This window comes from Micromonospora sp. AMSO12t (assembly GCF_008806585.1).
Classification (GTDB): Bacteria; Actinomycetota; Actinomycetes; order Mycobacteriales; family Micromonosporaceae; genus Micromonospora; species Micromonospora reichwaldensis.
Genome location: NZ_WAAS01000122.1, coordinates 1 through 18,670 on the forward strand (window position 1 = coordinate 1; position 18,670 = coordinate 18,670).

Sequence of the window (18,670 nt, forward strand, 5' to 3'; positions counted from 1 at the left end):
CGTACGGGGGTCGCGGCGGGGGCGTCGTGGGGCAACGCGGGCTGGCTCACCCCCGGCATCACCACTCCCCTGCCGGAGCCGGCGGTGCTGCGGTACGGGGTGCGCGCCGTGCTGAGCCCGTCCTCGCCGGTCTACGTGCCGCCGCGCGCGGACGCCCGGTTGCTGCGGTTCCTGGCCGGCTTCGCGCGGCACAGCACGGCGTCGAAGTGGCAGAGCGCGATGCGGGCCCTCATCCCGATGAACCGGCGGGCGCTGGAGGCGTTCGACGCGCTGACCGCCGGTGGGGTCGCGGCGCCGACGCACGAGGCGAAGTCGTTCCTCGCCGCGTACCGGACCGAGGCCGAGCGGTCGGTCCTGCTCGACGAACTGGCGCACATCCACTCCGCGGGCCAGGGGATCGAGTTCGACGTCCTCACCGGGGCCGAGGCACGGGAGGTGGAGCCCTCGCTGTCGGACACGATCGGCGCCGCCATCCGCCTGCACGACCAGCGCTACGTCAACCCGGGCCAGTACGTGCACGCCCTGGCCGACTCGGTCCGCGCGCGGGGCGGAGCGGTCGAGGCCGGCGTGGACGTCCTGGACGTCCGCGACGAGGCGGCCGGTGTCCGGGTGGTGACCTCCGCCGGCACCGACGAGCGCTACGACGCGGTGGTGCTGGCGACCGGCACCTGGCTCGGCCAGCTGGCCCGGCGCTTCGGCGTCCGCACCGTCGTGCAGGCCGGCCGCGGCTACAGCTTCAGCGTCGCCATCGAGCACCTGCCGGCCGGCCCGGTCTACTTCCCCGCGCAGCGCGTGGCCTGCACGCCGCTGGGCGACCGGCTGCGCGTCGCCGGGATGATGGAGTTCCGCAGCGCCGAGGCGCCGCTGGACCGGCGCCGCGTCTCGGCCATCGCCGAGGCCGCCCGCCCGCTGCTGCGAGGCGCCGACCTGGACACCCGCACCGACGAGTGGGTCGGCTCGCGGCCCTGCACCCCGGACGGCCTTCCCCTGATCGGCCGGACCAGGTCACCGCGCGTCTTCGCCGCCGGCGGTCACGGCATGTGGGGCATCACCCTCGGCCCGCTCACCGGCGAACTGCTCGCCGAGCAGATCACCGGCGGTGGGCAGCCCGTCGAGCTGCGCCCGTTCGACCCGCTGCGCTGACGGGCGCCCGCCCAGGGTCGAGGAGCGGCGGGCTCGGCGTGCGTCGGATGACGCCGATGACGTTTCGTACCCAGCTCCATGACAGTTGTATGAAGAAGCTGTGGAAGTGACCGGGAGTGGTTTCGCCGCCCTTCCGGCGGGGGCAACACCGCAGCTCGACGACAACTCTCCCGGAAGGACGGCTCCACGTGGAAGTCACCGGTTTCTTCACTGCCATCATCATCGGCCTGATCATCGGGGCGTTGGGCCGCCTGGTCGTCCCGGGCAAGCAGAACATCCCGATCTGGCTCACGCTGCTCATCGGTGTGGTGGCGGCGATCCTCGGCACTCTCGTCGCCGGGGCCCTGGGCGTCGACGACACCAGGGGGATCGACTGGATCGAGCTGGCCCTCCAGGTCGTCTTCGCCGCGATCGGTGTCGCCATCGCCGCCGGTGCCTACGGTCGCCGACGCATCCGCTGACCTGCACGTCCCACGGCGCCGGCCCGCCCTTGCGGCGGGCCGGCGCCGTCCTGTCCGCCGAGGCGCCGGGAACCCGCCGCGCCGCCCGTGTCCTTCGACGGAGCGCCGACGACAGGTGCCGGCCCTACCGGCGACAGTCGCAACCGTTGCGGCCGCTGTCCGCACGCCGACGGAGCTCCGGCTCGCAGGTGGCGCAGAGCCGGGTCGACGGGCGATGCGCCAGCTCCTCGATCGGGATGTCGCGGTCGCACCCTCCGCAGGTGCCGTAGCGGCCCTGTTCCAGGTAGTGCAGTGCGCGGGCGATGTCACCCAGGGCCCGTCGCGTGGCGGCGGTCAACGCGGCGGCCGCCTCGAGATCGGCGCCGTCGGAGCGCGTCCGTCGGGCCTGCCGGTCCAGCAGCGCCAGCTGGATGCTGTGCCGCTCGTACTGCTCCTCCAGGACGATCCGGAGCACCCCCAGCTCGGCCTGCCTGTTCACGACGTACACGATCGGTCCTTCTCCCTGCTCGGAACGAAAAGAAAGGGCGGAGCGCTGATGCGCTCCGCCCGCCGGTGCCGGTCCTGTGGATCTCGGACGGGTGGCGGCGGGCGGCGCTGACGAGGCGCCCGCCGGGTCGGCGGCGCGACGATCGGCGCGACGGCGCCCCGGCGGACGCGGGCGACCGACGGCACGACGAGGCGACGGGTGATCGCACCCGCGACGAGGTGGGCCCGCGACCCGGTGGTCGCGGTCGTCCGCGACGGGGCGGGAAACTCCTGGTACGCCGCGGTGCGGGGCTGCCGGGAGGGGCCGGGGGCGGTCACGGCGCCACCATAGACCGGACGCCCGCGTACCGGCCAGCGCCCGGCGCCCCGGGGCCCCGTCGTGGGGTTGCCGGGTCGGTCCGGGCGGCCGTGGCCCGCCGCACAGGCCGCGAAATCGAGGTGCGCGTGACGACCCGGCGCTCTAGGTTTCCGCCGTGACCCTCGACATCGTGCGCCTGGCGGACCGCCCCGACCTCGGCCGTTCGCTCGACGAGGACTTCGACGGGGCGTGGCCGCCGTTCATGCTGTGGGACCCGATGGGCACGGTGTACTACGGCGTCGCCCACGACCTGTATCCCGAGTTCGTGTTCGCCGCGGTCGACCCCGCCGACCCCGCCCGCGCGGTCGCCCGGGCGTACGCGGTGCCGTTGCGCTGGACGGAGTCCGAGCTTCCCGACGGCGGCTGGGACCGGGTGATCCAGCGGGCCACCGTCAACCGCCTGACCGGCGCCGACACGAACATGGTCTCGGCGTTGGAGATCTGCATCCGGCCCGACCGCCGCGGCACCGGGTTGTCCGCCGTGATGCTGGCCGCCATGCGGGAGGCCGTCGCGGAACTGGGCTACGACACGCTCGTCGCGCCGGTCCGGCCGAGCGGCAAGCACACCCGGCCCGAACTGCCGATGGCGCAGTACGCGGCGCAGGTCCGCGAGGACGGCCTGCCGGTCGACCCCTGGCTGCGGGTGCACGTCCGCGCGGGCGGACGCATCGAGCGCGTCGCCACCCGGTCGATGACGATCGCCGGGACCCTCGCCGACTGGCGTCGCTGGACGGGCCTGCCGTTCGACACCAGCGGGCCGGTCCACGTGCCGGGGGCCCTCGTCCCGGTGCACTGCGACGTGGCGCACGACCACGCCGTCTACGTCGAGCCCAACGTCTGGGTCAGGCACCGACTCTAGGTCGTCACGCCGGGGTCAGGGCGCGGGCCAGTTGCGCAGCAGGGCGTCGAGGGCGTCCAGGACCCGTGACCACGTCTCCTGCGTGTCGGGGGCGCTGTGGCTGAACCCGCCGCCCATCTCCAGGCTGACGTAGCCGTGGAAGACGCTGCCCAGCAGCCGGACCGCGTGCGTCTGGTCCGACTCCGTCAGGTCGTAGCCGCGCAGCAGCGCCCGCGTCATCTGCGCGTGTCTGCCGCCGGCGCTCGCCGCCGCCGTCTTCGGGTCGAGCCTGAGCTGGGCTGCGGCGTAGCGGCCGGGATGTTCCCGGGCGTAGTCGCGGTAGACGTTCGCGAGGGCGGTCAGGGCGTCCTTGCCGGCGCGCCCGGCCAGGGCGTCGGCGGCCCGGTCGGCGAGTTCCTCCAGGGCGAGCAGGGCGATCCTGGTCCTCAGGTCCTGGGAGTTCTTCAGGTGCGAGTACAGGCTCGCGACCTTGACGTCGAACCGCCTGGCGACCGCCGAGACGGTCACCTGGTCGAAGCCGACCTCGTCGGCCAGTTCCGCTCCCGCCAGGGTCAGGCGTTCCGGGGTCAGTCCTGCGCGTGCCATGCTCCTCCGCCCGCTCGGCATAACCCATTATGCATTTGCCTAATACCTTTAGGGAAATTAGCCTGCCGCGTATGAAGCCGCTGACCGAGCAAGAGATCCGCACCGCCTTCGTGAACTGCACCAAGGGCGAGGCGAAGCGTCTGTCCGTCCCGCGCGACCTGGCCGACCGGCCCTGGGACGACCTGGACTACCTCGGCTGGCGAGATCCGCAGGCCCCCCACCGCGCCTACCTCGTCACGGAGCTGGACGGCCGGCCGAGGGCCCTCGCGCTGCGCTGCCCCAGCCCCGCCCCCTCGCAGCCACGGCGCGGCATGTGCGCGATGTGTCTGACCGCCCCCACAGGCGGCGTCTCCCTGATGGTTGCGCCGAAGGCGGGCAAGGCCGGGCAGCAGGGCAACACGGTCGGCACCTACATGTGCAGCGACCTCGCCTGCTCGCTGTACGTGCGGGGCAAGAAGGACCCGGGCGCCGGCGCACGGCTGCAGGAGTCACTCACCCTGGAGGAGAAGATCCAGCGGACCATGGCGAACGTCGCCGCGTTCATCGCCACCGTGACCGCCTGATCCCCAGGCTTCGCAAATTCGCACGTCGGCGATGACGAGCGGGCTCACCTGCCCACCGGAACCCGCCGACGCGATCCGCGCCCTCACCGGCCACTGCCGGCGCGCCACCTGACCACCCACCGCGAGGAGAGGCCGCGGCGGGGTTCACGGCGAGACGGGAGGCGGCCCGGTGTAGCCGCTGTTCCAGCGGAACCGACTGGTCGGCTGGGCGTACTCCTCGTTGACGTGCGCGATCCAACCCGCCGTCCGGGCGACCGCGAAGATCACCTCGGCGGCGCCCGGCCCCATGCCGGCCGCGTGCGACAGCACGGCGACCGCGAAGTCGACGTTGGGCAGGGCCTCCCGCCGCGCCGCCGTGGCCGTCAGGTCGTCCACGGCCCGCCGCAGATCACCCTCGAACGGCAGGTCCGCGACGAGATCGAGCAGGGTCGTGCCACGCGGGTCGCCCGCCGGATACAGCGGATGCCCGAACCCTGGCAGGTTGCCGGCCCGCAGCCACTCGGCGATCGCGGCCGACGCCCCGTCCCGCCGGGCGGCCTCGATCATGCGGTGGACGCCGCTGCCGACGGCTCCGTGCATTGGCCCGTCCAGCGCCCCGAGGCCCGCCAGCACCGCCGCGTAGGGGTTCGCCCGGGTGGAGGCCGCAACGCGTACCGCGATGGTCGACGCGGCCAGGTCGTGGTCGGCGAGCAGGACGAGGGCGGCGTTGAGCGCCCGGAGACCAGCTGCGGACGGTGGCGTGCCCGTCAGCCGCGACCACAGGCGGGCAGCGAGGCGCTCGTCGGAGGGAGCCTGTCCGGCGAGGGGCAGGGCGTCGACCATGGTGGACAGCAACCCCGGCGCGAGGGCCGTCACGGTCGCGGGCGCCAGGTCGAAGCGCAGCGGGTCCATCGCGGCCGCGACGGCGACGATCACCGGCAACCGGTCGAACAGCCGTGCCCGGGCGGGGAGGTGGCTGCTCGCCAGCCTGGCCCTGTCGAGGGTCTCGGCGGACGCCGCGAAGGTCTCCCCGCGCCGCTCCCCCGTCCACAGCCAGTGCGCGACCTCCTCGAACGCCGACGCCGGCGCGAGCCTGCCGACATCCAGCCCCCGGTAGTGCAGCCGCCCGTACGCGATCAACGTGGTGGCCGTCCGCATCGCCGGGGCGCCGTCGCGGACCGGCCGGGTCGCCTGCGTGCGGGAGGCCAGCCGTTCGACGTCGGCCAGCCGGAACCGGCTGATCCGCTCGCCGGGGACCTTGACCCGGGCAAGCAGTCCGCGACTGACGTACGCGTAGATCGTCTCCGGCTTGACGCGCAGGCGAAGCGCTACCTCGGCGGTGGTCAACAGCTGTTCCCCGGACATGTGGGCATGGTCTCACGTTGACTGGATCAACGTTGACTACGCCCGTCCGGGGGCGTGACGCTGCCCGCATGCCTGACACCATCACCGTTCCGCGCGGGCTCGCCGGCGTCGTGGTCACCGACACCACCATCGGCCGCGTCCGCGGCGCCGAGGGCTTCTACCACTACCGGCAGTACTCAGCGATCGACCTGGCCGAGCAGCGCACGTTGGAGGACGTCTGGGCGCTGCTCATCGACGGTTGCCTGCCCACCGATCCCACGGCGCTGCGCCGCGAGATCGCGCCGCTGCGCCACATCCCGCCCGCCGTCGCCGCCGCGCTGCCCGACATCGCCGCGGCGTCGACGTCGCCGGACCCGATGGGCGGACTGCGCGCCGCCCTGGCCGTCGCCGGCCTCGCCGCCGGGGCCCGCCCGTTGTACGACACCCCGCCGGCAGAACGGCGGGCGCAGGCCATGGCACTCTGCGCCCTCACGCCCAGCCTGCTGGCCGCGCTGTTCCGGCTGCGGGCGGGGCTGGAGCCGATCGAGTCGCGCGACGACCTGTCGCACGCGGCGAACCACCTGTACATGATCACCGGCAAGGAGCCGTCCGCTGCGCACGCCCGCGCCATCGAGCGCTACCTGATCGCGACTGTCGATCACGGCTTCAACGCGTCCACCTTCACCGCCCGCGTCGTCGCCTCCACCGGCGCAGACATCTACGCCTGCGTCGGTGGCGCCCTCGGCGCGCTCTCCGGCCCGCTGCACGGCGGCGCGCCCAGCCGGGCCCTCGACACCCTCGACGCCATCGGCTCCCCCGACCGGGCCGACGCGTGGCTGCGCGACCGCATCCTCAGCGGCGAGCGGATCATGGGATTCGGGCACCCCGTCTACCGCACCGAGGACCCCCGCTCACGCATGCTCAAGGCGATCGCCCTGTCCCTCGGTGGCGATCTGGTGGACCTCGCCGTGGCCGTCGAGGAGCGGGTCCTGTCGCTGCTGGCGGAACTGAAGCCGGGCCGGGAACTGCACACGAACGTGGAGTACTACGCCGGCGTGGTCATGCACCTGTGCGGGCTGCCCCGCGAGATGTTCACGCCGACGTTCGCCACCAGCCGGGTGATCGGATGGTGCGCGAACGTGCTGGAACAGGCCGAGGACTCGAAGATCATCCGGCCAGACTCGCGCTACGTGGGCCCCAGCGCGCCCCGACCGCTGCCGACCGGGACCGCACCACCCCTGGGCTAGGCGCCATCGCCCACCGCGATCCGTCGTCCGCGATGGCGCCTCGCGCGTACGCCGGAGGCCGGTGCCCAAACGTCACCCAGGACGGGGCGGAGCACTGGCACCGGAATCGCCCTGCGGGCAGGCGAGCCACCGCAGTAAGGGAGCCGCCGGCGCGACGGCATCGCCGATCCGCACCACTTCCGGCGCGCGTACGCGGGTCACACCGCCCCTGGTGGCGGCCGCCAGCGCACCGGCCTCCGACGTCGCCGCGCCCGGGTTGCGCGCCGCCGGCTCGCCTCGGGCGGTCGGTGCGGCGCCCTCGACGGGGTTCGGCGTCGCGGCGGCGGAGGCGCCCCGCGCGCTCTCGTCCGCCCGGTACGGCGGGTCGGCTCCCTCCGGCGAGGCCGGGCCTGCGGCGGTCAGCGCCACGAACGCCACCGCGACGACGGCAGCGGCCAGGGCCGCGCGACGCTCGGCACGCAGCCCGGTCGACGGGGCCTGATCCGGGTGGACCGGCAGCGGTGGCACCGGCCGCGCGTGCCGGTGGGCGGCCAGCAGGGCCTCGAGCTGCGCGGTGACGGCGGCCCGTTCGCCAATGGCGGCGGCGAAGGCGAGGGTGAGATAGAAGCGGAAGTTCACGGTCGCGGCGGCCGGCACCCGCAGCCCGGCGAGCCGGCGACCGTCGGTGGCGTGCAGCAGGGTGAACGGCACCTCGGGATGGTGCGCGGGCCCCACCAGGTCCGCGTACCTCCACTCGTGCCGCCACCCGCGCCCCGAGGAGAAGGCGACGCGGTGGTTGGTCACGACGGCCATTCCCGTGTCGAGGGCCCGCACGCCCCTCGGCAGCGCGCGGCCGGCGGCGTCGTCCGTGGCGACGGTCAGGCCCGGGGCGGGCAGCCCGGTGCCGTGCCGCGCGTCCGCCTCGACCAGGTCAGCGACCGGCAGCACCCGGTAGACGACCTCGTCGGCGTCGAGGTCCACCGGCAGGCCGGCACGCGGCTGCGTGCACCCGAGGAACCCGGCCGCCTCGATCCGCAGCCGGGCCAGGTGGTCCTGGTGCCGCTGCCAGGCCGCCACCTGCGCGTCGTACGCGCACCGCCGTCGGTCGTTCTCGCGCTCGGCCCACCTGATCCGCCACGCGGGCTGCGCCGACGCCGGGATCGCCATGCGGGAGTGTGAGGCTGCCGTCACGTCTCGTACAACCATCGGCCGCTCGATGAGGAAACTGGCGCAGGTCGGTACTTCCCATTGGTGCCGGTAGGGGCGGTTCGGCCTTGCGTCCCGAGCTGCCGGCGTCGACAGATCTAGTCATGCCTGTCGATGTCTGGTAGAAATCCTGCAAGGTCGGCCTTCTCATCGCAGGAATCCCCCCACGCGAACGGGAGAGTCATGTCGTCCACCCGATCCACCCTGCGCCGCCGCCTGCTCACGCTCCTGGTTGCCATCGCCGCCGCGACCGGGGCCACGCTCGGACTCGCCAGCCCGGCCTTCGCCATCAGCCACTCCGACGCCACGTCGCAGCTACGCGCCGCCGGCATCTCCTGGACCTCCAGCGGCAACTGCAGCGACCGCTACGTCTCGACCTGCACCTCGTTCGACGGCGTCCGGCAGGCCACCATCAGCGGAATCATCACCTTCAAGCGCGCCAGCGGCTGCGCCGTGACGATCACCGCCGGCACCGAGGTCGGGCACGCCGGCGGCACCTACAGCCACTGGAACGGCTACAAGCTCGACATCGCCCTGAGCACCTGCATCCAGAACTACATCTCGGCGAACTACACCTACGTCGGCTACATCGCCGGCTTCGGCTACCAGTACCGGGCGGCCTCCGGCAACCTGTACACCAAGGAAGGCAGCCACTGGGACATCCTCTTCTACACCTGCGGCGGCTGCTGACGGGGGAACCGGGTGCCGCCACCGTCAGGTGACGGCACCACCCCGGTCCCCGGCAGGAACATCGGCGCGGCACCCGCGACGAAGGGTGCCCACCCGGCGGTGGACGCCCTTCCCGGTCCGGCGCCCCTGGGCTCAGGCCCCGCCGAGGGTCCGGGCGAACCGGCGGATGTCGTCGACCAGGAGCCCGGGCTGCTCCAGCCCCGGGAAGTGCCCCCCGCGGTCGTGCTCGGTCCACTGCACGATGTTGGGGAAGGCCTGGTCGGCCCAGGCCCGGACGGGTTGCGAGGGGTCGTGCGGGAAGACCGCCACCCCGAGCGGCACCGGCACCGGGGGCTGCTGCCGCGGCGCGGCGCTGACCGGGAGCATGTCCGCCGTCTCGTGGTAGAGCTGGGCGGAGGAGCCCGCGGTACGGGTGAACCAGTAGAGCGACACGTTGGTCAGCAGGCGGTCCCGGTCCACGGCGTCCTCCGGGCTCTTGCCGGAGTCGGTCCACTCCTTGAACTTCTCCACGATCCACGCGAGCTGCCCGACCGGGGAGTCGGTCAGGGCGTACGAGAGCGTCACCGGGCGGGTGGCCTGGATCTTCATGTAGCCGGACTCGTCGTCGACGAAGCGGGCCAGCCGGGCGAGCCGCCGGCCGGTGTCCTCGTCGAGCGCGCCCAGCTCGCGTGGGTCGCCGGGGGGCGGCGTGATGAGGAAGTTGACGTGCGCCCCGATCGCGTGCCCGGCGTCCGCCGCCGCGAGCGCGACCGTCACCCAGGAGCCGAAGTCGGTGCCCTGCGCCAGGTAGCGGTCGTAACCGAGCCGGTTCATCAGCTCGGCCCACGCCCCGGCGATGCGCGGCACGCCCCAGCCGGTCCCGGTGAGCGGGCCGGAGAAGCCGTACCCGGGCAGGGACGGGATGACCACGTGGAAGGCGTCCGCCGGGTCACCCCCGTGGGCGCGCGGATCGGTCAGCGGCCCGACGAGGTCGACGTACTCCAGGAAGCTGCCCGGCCAGCCGTGGGTGAGGACGAGCGGCGTCGCGTCCGGCTCCGGGGACCGTACGTGCAGGAAGTGCACCGTGGCGCCGTCGATCTCCGTGACGAACTGGGGGTGCTCGTTCAGCCGCGCCTCGGCCGCCCGCCAGTCGTACCCGCTGCCCCAGTAGTCGGCCAGCTCCCGCAGGTAGGACTGCGGCACGCCGCGTTCCCAGCCGTCCGCGCCCGGCTCGTGCGGCCACCGGGTGTCGGCCAGTCGTCGGCGCAGGTCGTCGATGTCGGCCTGTGGTATCTCGATGCGGAACGGCTTCATCCCAGCGCCCTCCAGGGTCACGGCTCGCGCGAGATTCACATCCTTGACGGCGTACGCGGGGGCGCGCACCTTCCGCCGTGCGGTCTGCCGCGCGGGCACCCGGCAGGCTCAGTCGGGGTGGGCCGCCGCGTCGAAGCTCTCCGGGGTCACGCCGGCCCACGCAGTATCGTCGTCCGATGCGGACGAGGGCGGAACATGCGGCGAACCCCCACGGAGGAATCCCTCGGACCGTCGGGGAGGAAGACCTCGCCGGCTTCACCGCCGGCCAGTTCCTGGACGTGCTGAAGGCCCTCACGGCGATCCTGACGCTGCCGCCGTCGGCCGCCGACCGCGTCGACGCCCTCGTCGTGGCCACCGGCCAGGGCGAACAGTGGCGGCTCAGCCACGCGATCCGCACCTGGGAGGCGAACCCCGGCCTGCGTCACCTCCTGGTGACGAACGGGAACCCGGCCGAGGAGACCTACGTCGAACTCACGCTCGACCACCTGCGCGGCCTGGGCCTCCGTCGCTGCGAGGGGGTCCGCCTCCAGGCCGGACCCGCCCCCCACACCGGCCGGCAGGCCGCCTGGATCGCCGAGCAGGCGCAGGGCCTCGGCATCGCGAGCCTCGCGCTCGCCGTCTCCCCCTACCATCTGCCCCGCGCCTACCTCACGGTCCTCAAGGCACTGGACAGGAGGAACCTCCGCCTGCCCGTCATCCCCGTCCCCGTGGCCGTCTCCCCCGACACGCCCGTCCCGGAGACCGGGGCCACCGCCTACGACCTCGTGCCGGGAGAAGTGAAACGGATCCTCACCTACATGGACGAGGACCAGGTCGCCACCCTCGGGGAACTCCAGCAGTACCTCCGGTGGCTGTGGAGTCGCCACGAGTCCCTCCTCGTCGGCATCCCGGGCTGACCCCGGCCGCCCACGAGGCAGGGGCCCCGCCAAGATGGCGGGGCCCCTGCGTCGACGCTCGGATCGGATGCCGGTCAGCACCAGCCGTTGATCGGACCGTTCACCCCGCTCGCCAGGTAGGCGTCGGACACCCAGGTGCCGTCGCTCAGCCGGTTCCACAGCGCGGTGGTGCCGTACCGCCCGGCGTGGGAGGTGCCGTTGGCGGAGCAGGAGACGGTGACCGTGGTGCCGTCGCCTACCGATCCCCGCACGGCGTAGCCGGTGCCGGGGCCGGACCGCTTGTTCACCGAGCCACCACCGTTGGCGTCGACCACCGCCTGGTTGAAGCCCAGCGCCCCGTAGTTGTAGAGGCCGGCGCCGGCGCCGGCCCAGACCGAGCCGTGCCGCGCCCCGCCCTGGTAGGCGGCAGCGCCGTTGGCGAACTCCCACTTGCCGATGCTGTGGCCGGCGATGCCGACATAGGCGCTGTTCTGCCGCAGCCCGAAGTGGACGTGCCGGCCGTACGCCGCCCCGCCGCAGGTGACGTCGGTGCCCGTGTAGCCCAGGTACGCGCCCTGGCCGACGGCGGCGCCGTTGACCGAGATGCTGCTCCACAGGTGGTAGTAGTCGGTCGAGTAGCCCCGGTCGTGGATCACCCGGATCCACCCCGTGCACATCGTGTACGCCGTGCCGGCCCGCGCCGCGCGGACCACCTGGTCACCGCCGGCCAGGTCGATCGAGCTGTACGGCGCCTCGTAGCCGCCCCAGCCGTGCGGGCCGCTGGTCAGCGTCCACGTCTGACCCACCGCGAAGGGCAGGGCCATCCCGGTCCGATAGTCGCCGCCCGCCTGCATGGTGCTCGGGGTGCGGGCGAAGACCGCCTTCTCCTGCTTGTTGACCAGGGGCGACTCGGCGGCCAGCTCGCTGAACCCGGCCTCGCCGTCGAAGTTCACCCGCCACGTGCCGGCCTCGGCACGGGCGATGAAGATCGCGCCGGTCGGATGGACGTCCTTCTCGTGGGTGGTGACGGCGACGGCGGTGCCGAAGGCCCACGGGCCGTTCCTGCGGGTGACGTTCACCCGGGTCTCGGAGCTCTCCGGGTGCGCCACCGCGGAAGTCTCGGCGTGCTCCGCCTCCGAGGCCTGGACCTGCGCGCGCAGCTTGGCGGTGACGGCGTCCTCGACGCTCACCCGCACCGGCTCCGGCTTGGGCACGGCGGCGTGCGCGGCGGTGCCGCTGACCAGGAGCTCCGTCGCCAGCAGGGCTGTGGCGACGCCGGCCCATCGTCTCATGTGCACCATTGACGACCTCTTTCAAATCGAAGGACATCGCTAAGTGATGCTGACGATAGACAGAACGAGGAAGATTGTCTACATGTTGACCCGCCGGCAATGAAGGTATGTTTCGGCGCGGGGCCGAAGATCCACCGTCGGCGGCGGGGGTCCCGGCCGGATCGGGGACGCCCCGCCGCGCGAATCTGCTGGTAGACGCCCCGTGGCGCAGGTCGGGTGCGAGACTGGAGCTGTCGCCGAGGGGGATCCCGTATGTCTGCTGGTCGCTATCTCGCGGTCGCCGGTCCGCGCGAACTCCGTGCGGGAGAGGTGTCCGGGGCCGAGCCCGGGCCCGGCCGCGTGACCGTCGACATCACGTACACGGGGATCTGCGGCACGGACGTCCACGGCTACACCGACGGGCACATGCTGCCGCCGGCGGTCTTCGGGCACGAGTGGACCGGTTCGGTCTCGGCGGTGGGCGCCGGCGTGGACGGGCTGCGGGTCGGCCAGCGCGTGGTGGGCGCGGTGGGGCCGGCGTGCGGCCGTTGCCGCCAGTGCGTCGCCGGGCACGCCCGCCACTGCGACACCGTGTTCGCCGAGGCCAACGGGGTCGACGCCGACGCACCGCCGCACGGCGCCTTCGCCACCCGGGTGCAGGTGACGGCGCGGCGGGTCATCCCCGTTCCGGAGAGCCTCTCGGCGGTGGAGGCGGCGCTCGTGGAACCGGCCACGGTCACCTTCCACGCCGTGCGGCGGGTGGCGGCGGAGTACGGCAGCACCACGCTGGTCCAGGGCGCCGGCCCGATCGGGCTGCTCACCGCCCAGCACGCGCGCAACGCCGGGGCGGGGCCGATGATCATCTCGGAGCCCTCCGCGGCGCGCCGTACGCTGGCCGGCAGGCTCGGCTTCGCCCACGTGGTCGAGCCCGCCGACCTGCCGGCCGCGCTGGACGAGCTCACCGCGGGCATGGGCGCCGACGTCGTGTACGAGTGCAGCGGCGTTCCGTCGCTGTTCCAACCGTCGGCCGAGCTGGTGCGCCGGGGCGGGACGCTCGCGTTGCTCGGCTACCCGCTGGAGAACTCGAGCGTCAGCTACGGCGACTGGCAGAGCCGGGAGCTGACGGTGATCGGGTCACTGGCCTACCAGCACGAGGACTTCGTGGGCGCGATGCACGCGATCGCCGCACGTCGCATCGACGTGGCGGCACTGCACACGGGCACCTTCGGGCTGTCGTCGCTGAAGGACGTCCTCGACGAACTCGACTCGGGCCGCAGCGAGCACACCAAGGTGCTGATCGACCCGAACCAGCCGGACCGGGCCTGAGCCGGCGGGCGGCGCGGCGGCGAGGGGTCAGTGCGGGAAGACCCGGGGCGTGCGCCGCTCGACCTCGTCGCGGAAGTCCTCGATCCGGGAGGCCACCTGTCGCATGCCGACGGTGTGCTCCAGCCGGTCGAGATAGAGCGAACGGCGGGCCAGGCCGTCGAGGTCGAAACTGAAGTAGATCGCCATCAGCGGGTTGACGAACAAGGTGCTGCCCCGGGTGCGGCGGGTCACGTGCACGTCCCCGTCGGCGCCACGGATGGCGGCGGCGATCTGCCCGTGCACGATGCTGGGCCGCAGCGGCGTGGCCGCCTGCCCGTACGCGACCGCGTCCCGGTACAGCCGCGCCTCCCGGCTGCTGCCCGGAATGGACAGCGCCCCGAGGTACGCGCCGTCGCGGTCGAGGGCGGCGATGTTCTCCAGCACCTGGGTGTGGTTGACCCCGTGGTACGCGTCGATGCCGAACCCGAGGCACACCACCAGCTTCACCGGCACGTCCAGGCCGGCCACCGCCGCGAGGCTCGTCATGTCCTCGACGGGGGTGCCGAGGCCGGCCTCGTCGCCGCGCATGAGGATGTCGGTGCCCCCGTCGACCAGCACCACCGCGTCCACCCCGAGCGCATCGACCAGATGCCGGTACGCGTCGCGCAGCGGCTCCACGCCCACCCGCGGGAAGGCGTACACGGTGCTCGGCTGGTCGTTGGCGGCGAGCCAGCGGGCCAGCGCCCGTTCCGGGAAGTACTCGTCGGGGCCGGCGGTGTCCGGGGTGACGGCGGCGACGTCCTGCGCCGCCCAGGCGTCCAGGTCGAGCAGTTCGAGCCGCGTGAAGGAGAGGTTGGCCAGGTGCACCGTCCGACCGGCGTCGCGTAACGCGACGGCCAGCGGAATCGCGGCGTACACGTCGAAGCCGCCGCCCGCGCCCGCGATCAGCACGGTGCGCGCCGGCTCCAGCGCGGCGAACAACGGCGGTACGGCCAGCGACCGCATCGAGCCTCCTCAGGCGACCGGCACAGGGGTTCCCTGGCAGGCGGGACGGTTCCGTTCAGAACAGCGTCGACGGCCCGACCGGCTCCGGCTCGGGCAGCGGCTCGACCTCGGGCAGGCGCGCCCGCACCTCGTCGTGGAACCGGCGGGCGAGCTCGGGCGCGTCGGCGTTGTCCGGGGTGTGCACGAAGATCGTCGGCGATCGGCCCTCGCGCAGCCACCCGGTCACCACGTCGAGCCACGGCTGCCAGCCCTCGACCGTCCGTGCGGGGTCGTCGCGACCGAGATAGCGGACGATCGGCCGGTCGGTCAGCGCACAGGTGCGCAGCGGGGTGCGCGGCTTCCTGGTCCACGCCTCGCGTTCCGCGTCGCTGGTCGGCGGGGTGCGGAAGAACGCGGTCGTGTCGAAGGGCACCCACTCGGCGCCGACGGTGGCGAGCGCCTCCTCCAGCGTCCGCGCCGCCCGGGGGTCGTCGAAGAACGCGGGGTGCCGGACCTCCACGGCGTACCGGTGGGCGGTGGGCAGCCCGCGCAGGAAACGGGCCAGCGCGGGTACGTCGGCCGGGCCGAACGAGCCCGGCAGCTGGATCCAGAGGGCGTGGGCCCGTGGGCCGAGGGGTTCGACGGCGTGCAGGAAGGCGCGGAGTTCCTCGTCGGCGCCGGTGAGCCGACGCTCGTGCGTGACGACCTTCGGCAGCTTGGGCACGAACCGGAAGTCGGGGTCGGTCTGCTCCGCCCAGGAGGCGACCGTCTCCCGGGCCGGGGTGGCGTAGAAGGTGGTGTTCCCCTCGACCGCCGTGCACCAGCCGGCGTACGCGCGCAGCCGCTCGTGGGCCGGCAGCGGATGCGCCAGGAAGCGCCCCTGCCACGACTTGTGCGTCCACATCGCGCACCCCACGTGCAGGCGCATCGGATCCTCCCACCGCTCGACGGCCCGACGCGGGGTGACCCGCGCCGCGGGTACGGTATCCGGCCGCGCCGGCGGCGGCGAGCCCAGGCGTGGGCGCCGGCCGTGCCCGTGCGGCACGGCCGGCGCCCAGCGGTCCCTGCTCCGTCAGTCGCGGCCCTGGTCGTGCGGCACGGTGACCGTCACGGTGCAGCCGACCGGGCGGCCGATCTCGTCGTGGCCCGCGTAGGTCAGGGAGTAGACCCTGTCCCCGCCGGCGCCGTCGCGTTCGGCCCGCAGCCGGCCGCTGGTGTCCGGGGTGCCGACGGTGAAGCCGCTGACGTCCGCGGCGTCGCCGCCGGTCACCGCCGTCAGGTTGAGCGCGTACGGGCCGAGCACCCCGTCGCGCAGGTCCGCCGTCACGGTGACGTCGACCATCTGGTGGTTCGGCGGCCACAGCACCGGCCGGTCCACCACGCAGTCCACCTCGCGGGTGGGCACCGGCCGGTCCAGGGTGGCGACGGCATGGCCGATCGTCGCGGTGAGCCGCCCGCCGGCCTCGTAGTACATGTGCGCGGTGCGCCCCTCGAAGTAGAACGTCGGCGCGGCAGAGCGCCCCAGGTCGGGCGCGGCGACCATCGAGTCGTGCACGACGCCGAGGTGGACCTCCCGGTCGAGGTCGTCGCCGACGTCCACGGCGTGCATGTTGCCGTCGGCCGCGTGGAAGATCACCAGGTTGCGGCCGTTCCAGCGCAGGAAGAACGGGCCGGAGGCGTTCGGGCCCTGGATGCCCTGCGGGGTGACGATCGGGTCGGGCTGGATCGTCCAGGTGCGCGCGTCCGGGGAGACCGCCCAGCGGATCCGCCGGGACACCGGCCCGGTCGGCCCGGGCGGCGCGGCGGTCGGGTTGTCCATGAAGAGCATCAGGTACCGGCTGCCCAGCCGCGGCACGGCGTGCTCGAACACCCGGGCGTAGGAGGTCTCCCCGCCGGTGCTGTCGTCGCGGCTGATCGCCGTCCCGCCGTAGTCGAAGTGGATGCCGTCCTCGGAGGTGGCGTACCGGGTGATCGAGTTCTCGCCGTGGAAGTAGAGGAACAGCTTGCGCTCCCCCTCCACCCAGATGGCGTGCGGGGAGGAGATGTGGCTGACCGTGGAGTAGTGGGGCAGCCAGGTGTTGCCGATCAACGGGTTGGCCCGGTACTCGGTCCACGGACCGTTGATCGAGTCCGCGTACGCCAGGGCGATCCCGCCGGGCCGCTCGTGGGGCGCGTAGTACAGGTAGTAGGTGCCCAGCGGGTTGGGGAAGTAGTCGGCGGCCCGGATGACGCTCGGGAAGATGAACTCGTTTGTCGGGTTGTAGGTCAGGGCGCTCTTGTCGAACGCGGTGCCCGCGTAGGTGAAGCGCGGGAAGTCGAGGGCCGGATCGGCGGCGGCCGGAGCCGCACCGGCCAGCGCGGTCACCAGCATGCCCGCGCCGGCTGCCGCCACGGCGGCGCGACCGGGCACTCGGACGGGTGCTTTCGTCATCGCTGTTCCTGCTCTGTCGGGGGATGGTGGGGCTCCCCCACCGCCCGGGCGGGCCGTCGGCGTACGGGGCCGTCGACGGAGGAGCCCAGGAGGTGGGGACGGGTACGCCGGTGACGACTGTGGACGCCGCGCAGCACGCCGCGGGGCGGCACGAAGTCACGCTGCGTGAGACGGTCGGCCACCGCGAGGGTGAGCAGGCCGCCCGAGTCAGGTGCTAATACGTATTACCATCAATCCTTCTCGAATGCTGCTCGACCCGGGCGGGTCTTGTCAAGAGGCCGGCCGCCAGCCTCGGCGGGACGGCCCGCCGGCTCCGTCGGGAGCCGGCCGGCCGCGAACGCGGGGTGGGCCGCTCGGAGCTAATCCGCATTACTCCAGGGACTTCATCTCCAAGAAATCTCTCCGTCCCCCTCTTGACACAAACCCGGTCGGCCCGCCAGGCTCCTCCCCAACGCCGAGCGCTAATACGCATTAGCCGCACCGGAAGGACCTGTGGTGCCCTCTACACCCCGACGCGTCACGCAGCGTGACATCGCGCGGCTGGCTGGCGTCAGTCAGGCGACCGTGTCGCTGGTGCTCAACAACCGGGCCGACGCCGACGTCCGCATCGCGCCCGAGACCCGCGACCGCGTGCTGCGGACCATCGCGGAGACCGGGTACGCCGCCGACCCCGTGGCCCGCCGGCTCGCCGCACGGTTCAACCGGATCATCGGCGTCTTCACCTACGAGCCCGCCTTCCCCAGCGGCAGCCGCGACTTCTTCCACCCCTTCCTGCTGGGCATCGAGGAGTACGCGGAACGGGCCGGCTGCGACCTGCTGCTGTTCACCAGCGCCCCGGTGGTCGACGGTCGGCGCCGCATCTTCCACCAGGACAACCGGCTCCGCCTCGCCGACGGCTGCATCCTGCTCGGCCGGGAGATCGACGCCGCGGAGCTGCACCGGCTCAACCGCGACGGCTTCCCGTACGTCGCCGTCGGCCGTCGCGACGACGCCGGCGGCCCGGTGCCGTACGTCGGTGCCGACTACGCGACGGCGGTGGGCGAGCTGGTCGCCCTGGCCCTCGCCCGCGGTCACCGGCGCCTGGCCTACCTGAACACGGACCTGACCGCGGAGTCCTCGGCGGACCGGCGGCGCGGGTTCGTCGCGGCCGCGACGGCCGCGGAGAGCGCCCGCCACCTGACGACCGTCGCCCGGGACGCCGAGGTCATCCTCGACGACCTGCTGGCCGACGGGACCACGGTGGCCTTCGTCGAGGACTTCGCCACCGCCGTGGCGCTGGAGCTGGCCAGCCGGCGGCGCGGCCTGGGCGTGCCCGGCGACCTGTCGATCCTGACGCTCGGCGACCCGACGGTCCCGGTTCCCACCGACCTCGCGTTCACCGGATTCCGCATCCCCCGCGAGGAGATGGGCCGGCAGTCGGTCGAGGTGCTCGCCAGCGTCATCGACGGCAGCGCCGTCGGCGTCCAGCAGCGGCTCCTGCCCTGCGAACTCGTCGAGGGCGACACCCTCGGCACCCCTGATCGGCGGTCCACCGCAGCTGAGCGGTGACCGTGCAACCCGGAAGGAAGCAAGTGGTACAGATGCGTGCGGACGTCCTCGTCGTCGGGGGCG

At 73.3% G+C, this 18,670-nt stretch carries 19 protein-coding genes; 10 read left to right on the plus strand and 9 right to left on the minus strand.

What is annotated here, in order from left to right; translation table 11 throughout:
• Both F6X68_RS18545 and F6X68_RS18550 read left to right on the plus strand, forming a co-directional pair.
• On the plus strand, positions 1-1,143 hold a 1,143-nt coding region (locus tag F6X68_RS18545), incomplete at its 5' end, for an FAD-binding oxidoreductase (protein ID WP_151455475.1).
• Between the two features lie 188 nt (positions 1,144-1,331).
• Complete coding sequence (locus tag F6X68_RS18550; protein ID WP_121398573.1) at positions 1,332-1,604, plus strand: GlsB/YeaQ/YmgE family stress response membrane protein; 273 nt, start codon at positions 1,332-1,334, stop codon at positions 1,602-1,604.
• Positions 1,605-1,728: 124 nt separating this feature from the next.
• On the opposite strand, the gene F6X68_RS18555 is transcribed toward F6X68_RS18550, so the two are convergent.
• A complete protein-coding gene (locus F6X68_RS18555) occupies positions 1,729-2,082 on the minus strand; it encodes a hypothetical protein (protein ID WP_151455476.1) in 354 nt (117 codons plus the stop codon).
• A gap of 207 nt (positions 2,083-2,289) precedes the next feature.
• Here F6X68_RS18555 and F6X68_RS34670 point away from each other — a divergent pair, with 207 nt between their 5' ends.
• Together F6X68_RS34670 and F6X68_RS18560 are read left to right on the plus strand one after the other, a co-directional pair.
• Positions 2,290-2,421 carry a hypothetical protein gene (locus F6X68_RS34670; RefSeq protein ID WP_255474754.1) on the plus strand — a complete coding sequence of 44 codons (132 nt, stop codon included), beginning with the start codon at positions 2,290-2,292 and terminating at the stop codon, positions 2,419-2,421.
• Positions 2,422-2,563: 142 nt separating this feature from the next.
• Complete coding sequence (locus tag F6X68_RS18560; RefSeq protein WP_151455477.1) at positions 2,564-3,307, plus strand: N-acetyltransferase; 744 nt, start codon at positions 2,564-2,566, stop codon at positions 3,305-3,307.
• Between the two features lie 15 nt (positions 3,308-3,322).
• Here F6X68_RS18560 and F6X68_RS18565 read toward each other — a convergent pair whose 3' ends face one another.
• Entirely contained in the window at positions 3,323-3,892 is a 570-nt protein-coding gene (locus F6X68_RS18565) for a TetR/AcrR family transcriptional regulator (protein ID WP_151455478.1), read from the minus strand.
• Between the two features lie 71 nt (positions 3,893-3,963).
• On the opposite strand from F6X68_RS18565, the gene F6X68_RS18570 reads away from it, so the two are divergent.
• Entirely contained in the window at positions 3,964-4,455 is a 492-nt protein-coding gene (locus F6X68_RS18570) for an FBP domain-containing protein (protein ID WP_151455479.1), read from the plus strand.
• Positions 4,456-4,599: 144 nt separating this feature from the next.
• Here F6X68_RS18570 and F6X68_RS18575 read toward each other — a convergent pair whose 3' ends face one another.
• Entirely contained in the window at positions 4,600-5,799 is a 1,200-nt protein-coding gene (locus F6X68_RS18575) for a citrate synthase (RefSeq protein WP_151455480.1), read from the minus strand.
• Between the two features lie 68 nt (positions 5,800-5,867).
• Here F6X68_RS18575 and F6X68_RS18580 point away from each other — a divergent pair, with 68 nt between their 5' ends.
• Positions 5,868-7,025 carry a citrate/2-methylcitrate synthase gene (locus F6X68_RS18580; RefSeq protein ID WP_151455481.1) on the plus strand — a complete coding sequence of 386 codons (1,158 nt, stop codon included), beginning with the start codon at positions 5,868-5,870 and terminating at the stop codon, positions 7,023-7,025.
• A gap of 72 nt (positions 7,026-7,097) precedes the next feature.
• On the opposite strand, the gene F6X68_RS18585 is transcribed toward F6X68_RS18580, so the two are convergent.
• Positions 7,098-8,171: a hypothetical protein gene (locus tag F6X68_RS18585; protein WP_151455482.1), complete on the minus strand. Its 1,074-nt coding sequence runs from the start codon at positions 8,169-8,171 to the stop codon at positions 7,098-7,100.
• Positions 8,172-8,393: 222 nt separating this feature from the next.
• Between F6X68_RS18585 and F6X68_RS18590 the strand changes: the two genes are divergently transcribed.
• Positions 8,394-8,900, plus strand: a complete 507-nt coding sequence (locus tag F6X68_RS18590; RefSeq protein ID WP_151455483.1) for a hypothetical protein — start codon at positions 8,394-8,396, stop codon at positions 8,898-8,900.
• Positions 8,901-9,032: 132 nt separating this feature from the next.
• Here the strand turns inward: F6X68_RS18590 and F6X68_RS18595 are convergent, their stop codons facing one another.
• Positions 9,033-10,193, minus strand: a complete 1,161-nt coding sequence (locus tag F6X68_RS18595) for an epoxide hydrolase family protein (RefSeq protein ID WP_151455484.1) — start codon at positions 10,191-10,193, stop codon at positions 9,033-9,035.
• 176 nt (positions 10,194-10,369) lie between these two features.
• On the opposite strand from F6X68_RS18595, the gene F6X68_RS18600 reads away from it, so the two are divergent.
• Positions 10,370-11,089: an ElyC/SanA/YdcF family protein gene (locus F6X68_RS18600; RefSeq protein WP_151455485.1), complete on the plus strand. Its 720-nt coding sequence runs from the start codon at positions 10,370-10,372 to the stop codon at positions 11,087-11,089.
• A 74-nt stretch (positions 11,090-11,163) separates the two neighbouring features.
• Here the strand turns inward: F6X68_RS18600 and F6X68_RS18605 are convergent, their stop codons facing one another.
• Positions 11,164-12,360 (minus strand): peptidoglycan DD-metalloendopeptidase family protein, encoded by a 1,197-nt coding sequence (locus tag F6X68_RS18605; RefSeq protein WP_151455486.1) that lies wholly within the window; start codon positions 12,358-12,360, stop codon positions 11,164-11,166.
• A gap of 252 nt (positions 12,361-12,612) precedes the next feature.
• Here F6X68_RS18605 and F6X68_RS18610 point away from each other — a divergent pair, with 252 nt between their 5' ends.
• The gene (locus tag F6X68_RS18610; protein WP_151455487.1) at positions 12,613-13,665 is read left to right on the plus strand and encodes a zinc-binding dehydrogenase; all 1,053 of its coding nucleotides are present in this window, start codon (positions 12,613-12,615) and stop codon (positions 13,663-13,665) included.
• 27 nt (positions 13,666-13,692) lie between these two features.
• Here the strand turns inward: F6X68_RS18610 and F6X68_RS18615 are convergent, their stop codons facing one another.
• From F6X68_RS18615 to F6X68_RS18625, 3 genes are all read right to left on the minus strand, one after another.
• On the minus strand, positions 13,693-14,649 hold the full coding sequence (locus F6X68_RS18615) for a DUF1152 domain-containing protein (protein WP_151455488.1): 957 nt from the start codon (positions 14,647-14,649) through the stop codon (positions 13,693-13,695).
• Positions 14,650-14,704: 55 nt separating this feature from the next.
• The gene (locus F6X68_RS18620; protein WP_225852285.1) at positions 14,705-15,532 is read right to left on the minus strand and encodes a DUF72 domain-containing protein; all 828 of its coding nucleotides are present in this window, start codon (positions 15,530-15,532) and stop codon (positions 14,705-14,707) included.
• A 168-nt stretch (positions 15,533-15,700) separates the two neighbouring features.
• Positions 15,701-17,059, minus strand: a complete 1,359-nt coding sequence (locus tag F6X68_RS18625; protein ID WP_151455490.1) for a hypothetical protein — start codon at positions 17,057-17,059, stop codon at positions 15,701-15,703.
• A gap of 495 nt (positions 17,060-17,554) precedes the next feature.
• On the opposite strand from F6X68_RS18625, the gene F6X68_RS18630 reads away from it, so the two are divergent.
• Positions 17,555-18,607, plus strand: a complete 1,053-nt coding sequence (locus F6X68_RS18630) for a LacI family DNA-binding transcriptional regulator (RefSeq protein ID WP_151455491.1) — start codon at positions 17,555-17,557, stop codon at positions 18,605-18,607.
• Positions 18,608-18,670 lie beyond the last annotated feature (63 nt).

Bases quoted from the DNA above. Each gene is read 5' to 3' on its own strand.
- F6X68_RS18595 (WP_151455484.1), bottom strand. From the start codon at position 10,193: ATGAAGCCGTTCCGCATCGAGATACCACAGGCCGACATCGACGACCTG.
- F6X68_RS18580 (WP_151455481.1), top strand. From the start codon at position 5,868: ATGCCTGACACCATCACCGTTCCGCGCGGGCTCGCCGGCGTCGTGGTC.
- F6X68_RS18590 (WP_151455483.1), top strand. From the start codon at position 8,394: ATGTCGTCCACCCGATCCACCCTGCGCCGCCGCCTGCTCACGCTCCTG.
- F6X68_RS18615 (WP_151455488.1), bottom strand. From the start codon at position 14,649: ATGCGGTCGCTGGCCGTACCGCCGTTGTTCGCCGCGCTGGAGCCGGCG.
- F6X68_RS18575 (WP_151455480.1), bottom strand. From the start codon at position 5,799: ATGTCCGGGGAACAGCTGTTGACCACCGCCGAGGTAGCGCTTCGCCTG.
- F6X68_RS18605 (WP_151455486.1), bottom strand. From the start codon at position 12,360: ATGAGACGATGGGCCGGCGTCGCCACAGCCCTGCTGGCGACGGAGCTC.
- F6X68_RS18610 (WP_151455487.1), top strand. From the start codon at position 12,613: ATGTCTGCTGGTCGCTATCTCGCGGTCGCCGGTCCGCGCGAACTCCGT.
- F6X68_RS18600 (WP_151455485.1), top strand. From the start codon at position 10,370: ATGCGGACGAGGGCGGAACATGCGGCGAACCCCCACGGAGGAATCCCT.
- F6X68_RS18620 (WP_225852285.1), bottom strand. From the start codon at position 15,532: ATGTGGACGCACAAGTCGTGGCAGGGGCGCTTCCTGGCGCATCCGCTG.
- F6X68_RS18570 (WP_151455479.1), top strand. From the start codon at position 3,964: ATGAAGCCGCTGACCGAGCAAGAGATCCGCACCGCCTTCGTGAACTGC.
- F6X68_RS18585 (WP_151455482.1), bottom strand. From the start codon at position 8,171: ATGGCGATCCCGGCGTCGGCGCAGCCCGCGTGGCGGATCAGGTGGGCC.
- F6X68_RS18565 (WP_151455478.1), bottom strand. From the start codon at position 3,892: ATGGCACGCGCAGGACTGACCCCGGAACGCCTGACCCTGGCGGGAGCG.
- F6X68_RS18625 (WP_151455490.1), bottom strand. From the start codon at position 17,059: ATGACGAAAGCACCCGTCCGAGTGCCCGGTCGCGCCGCCGTGGCGGCA.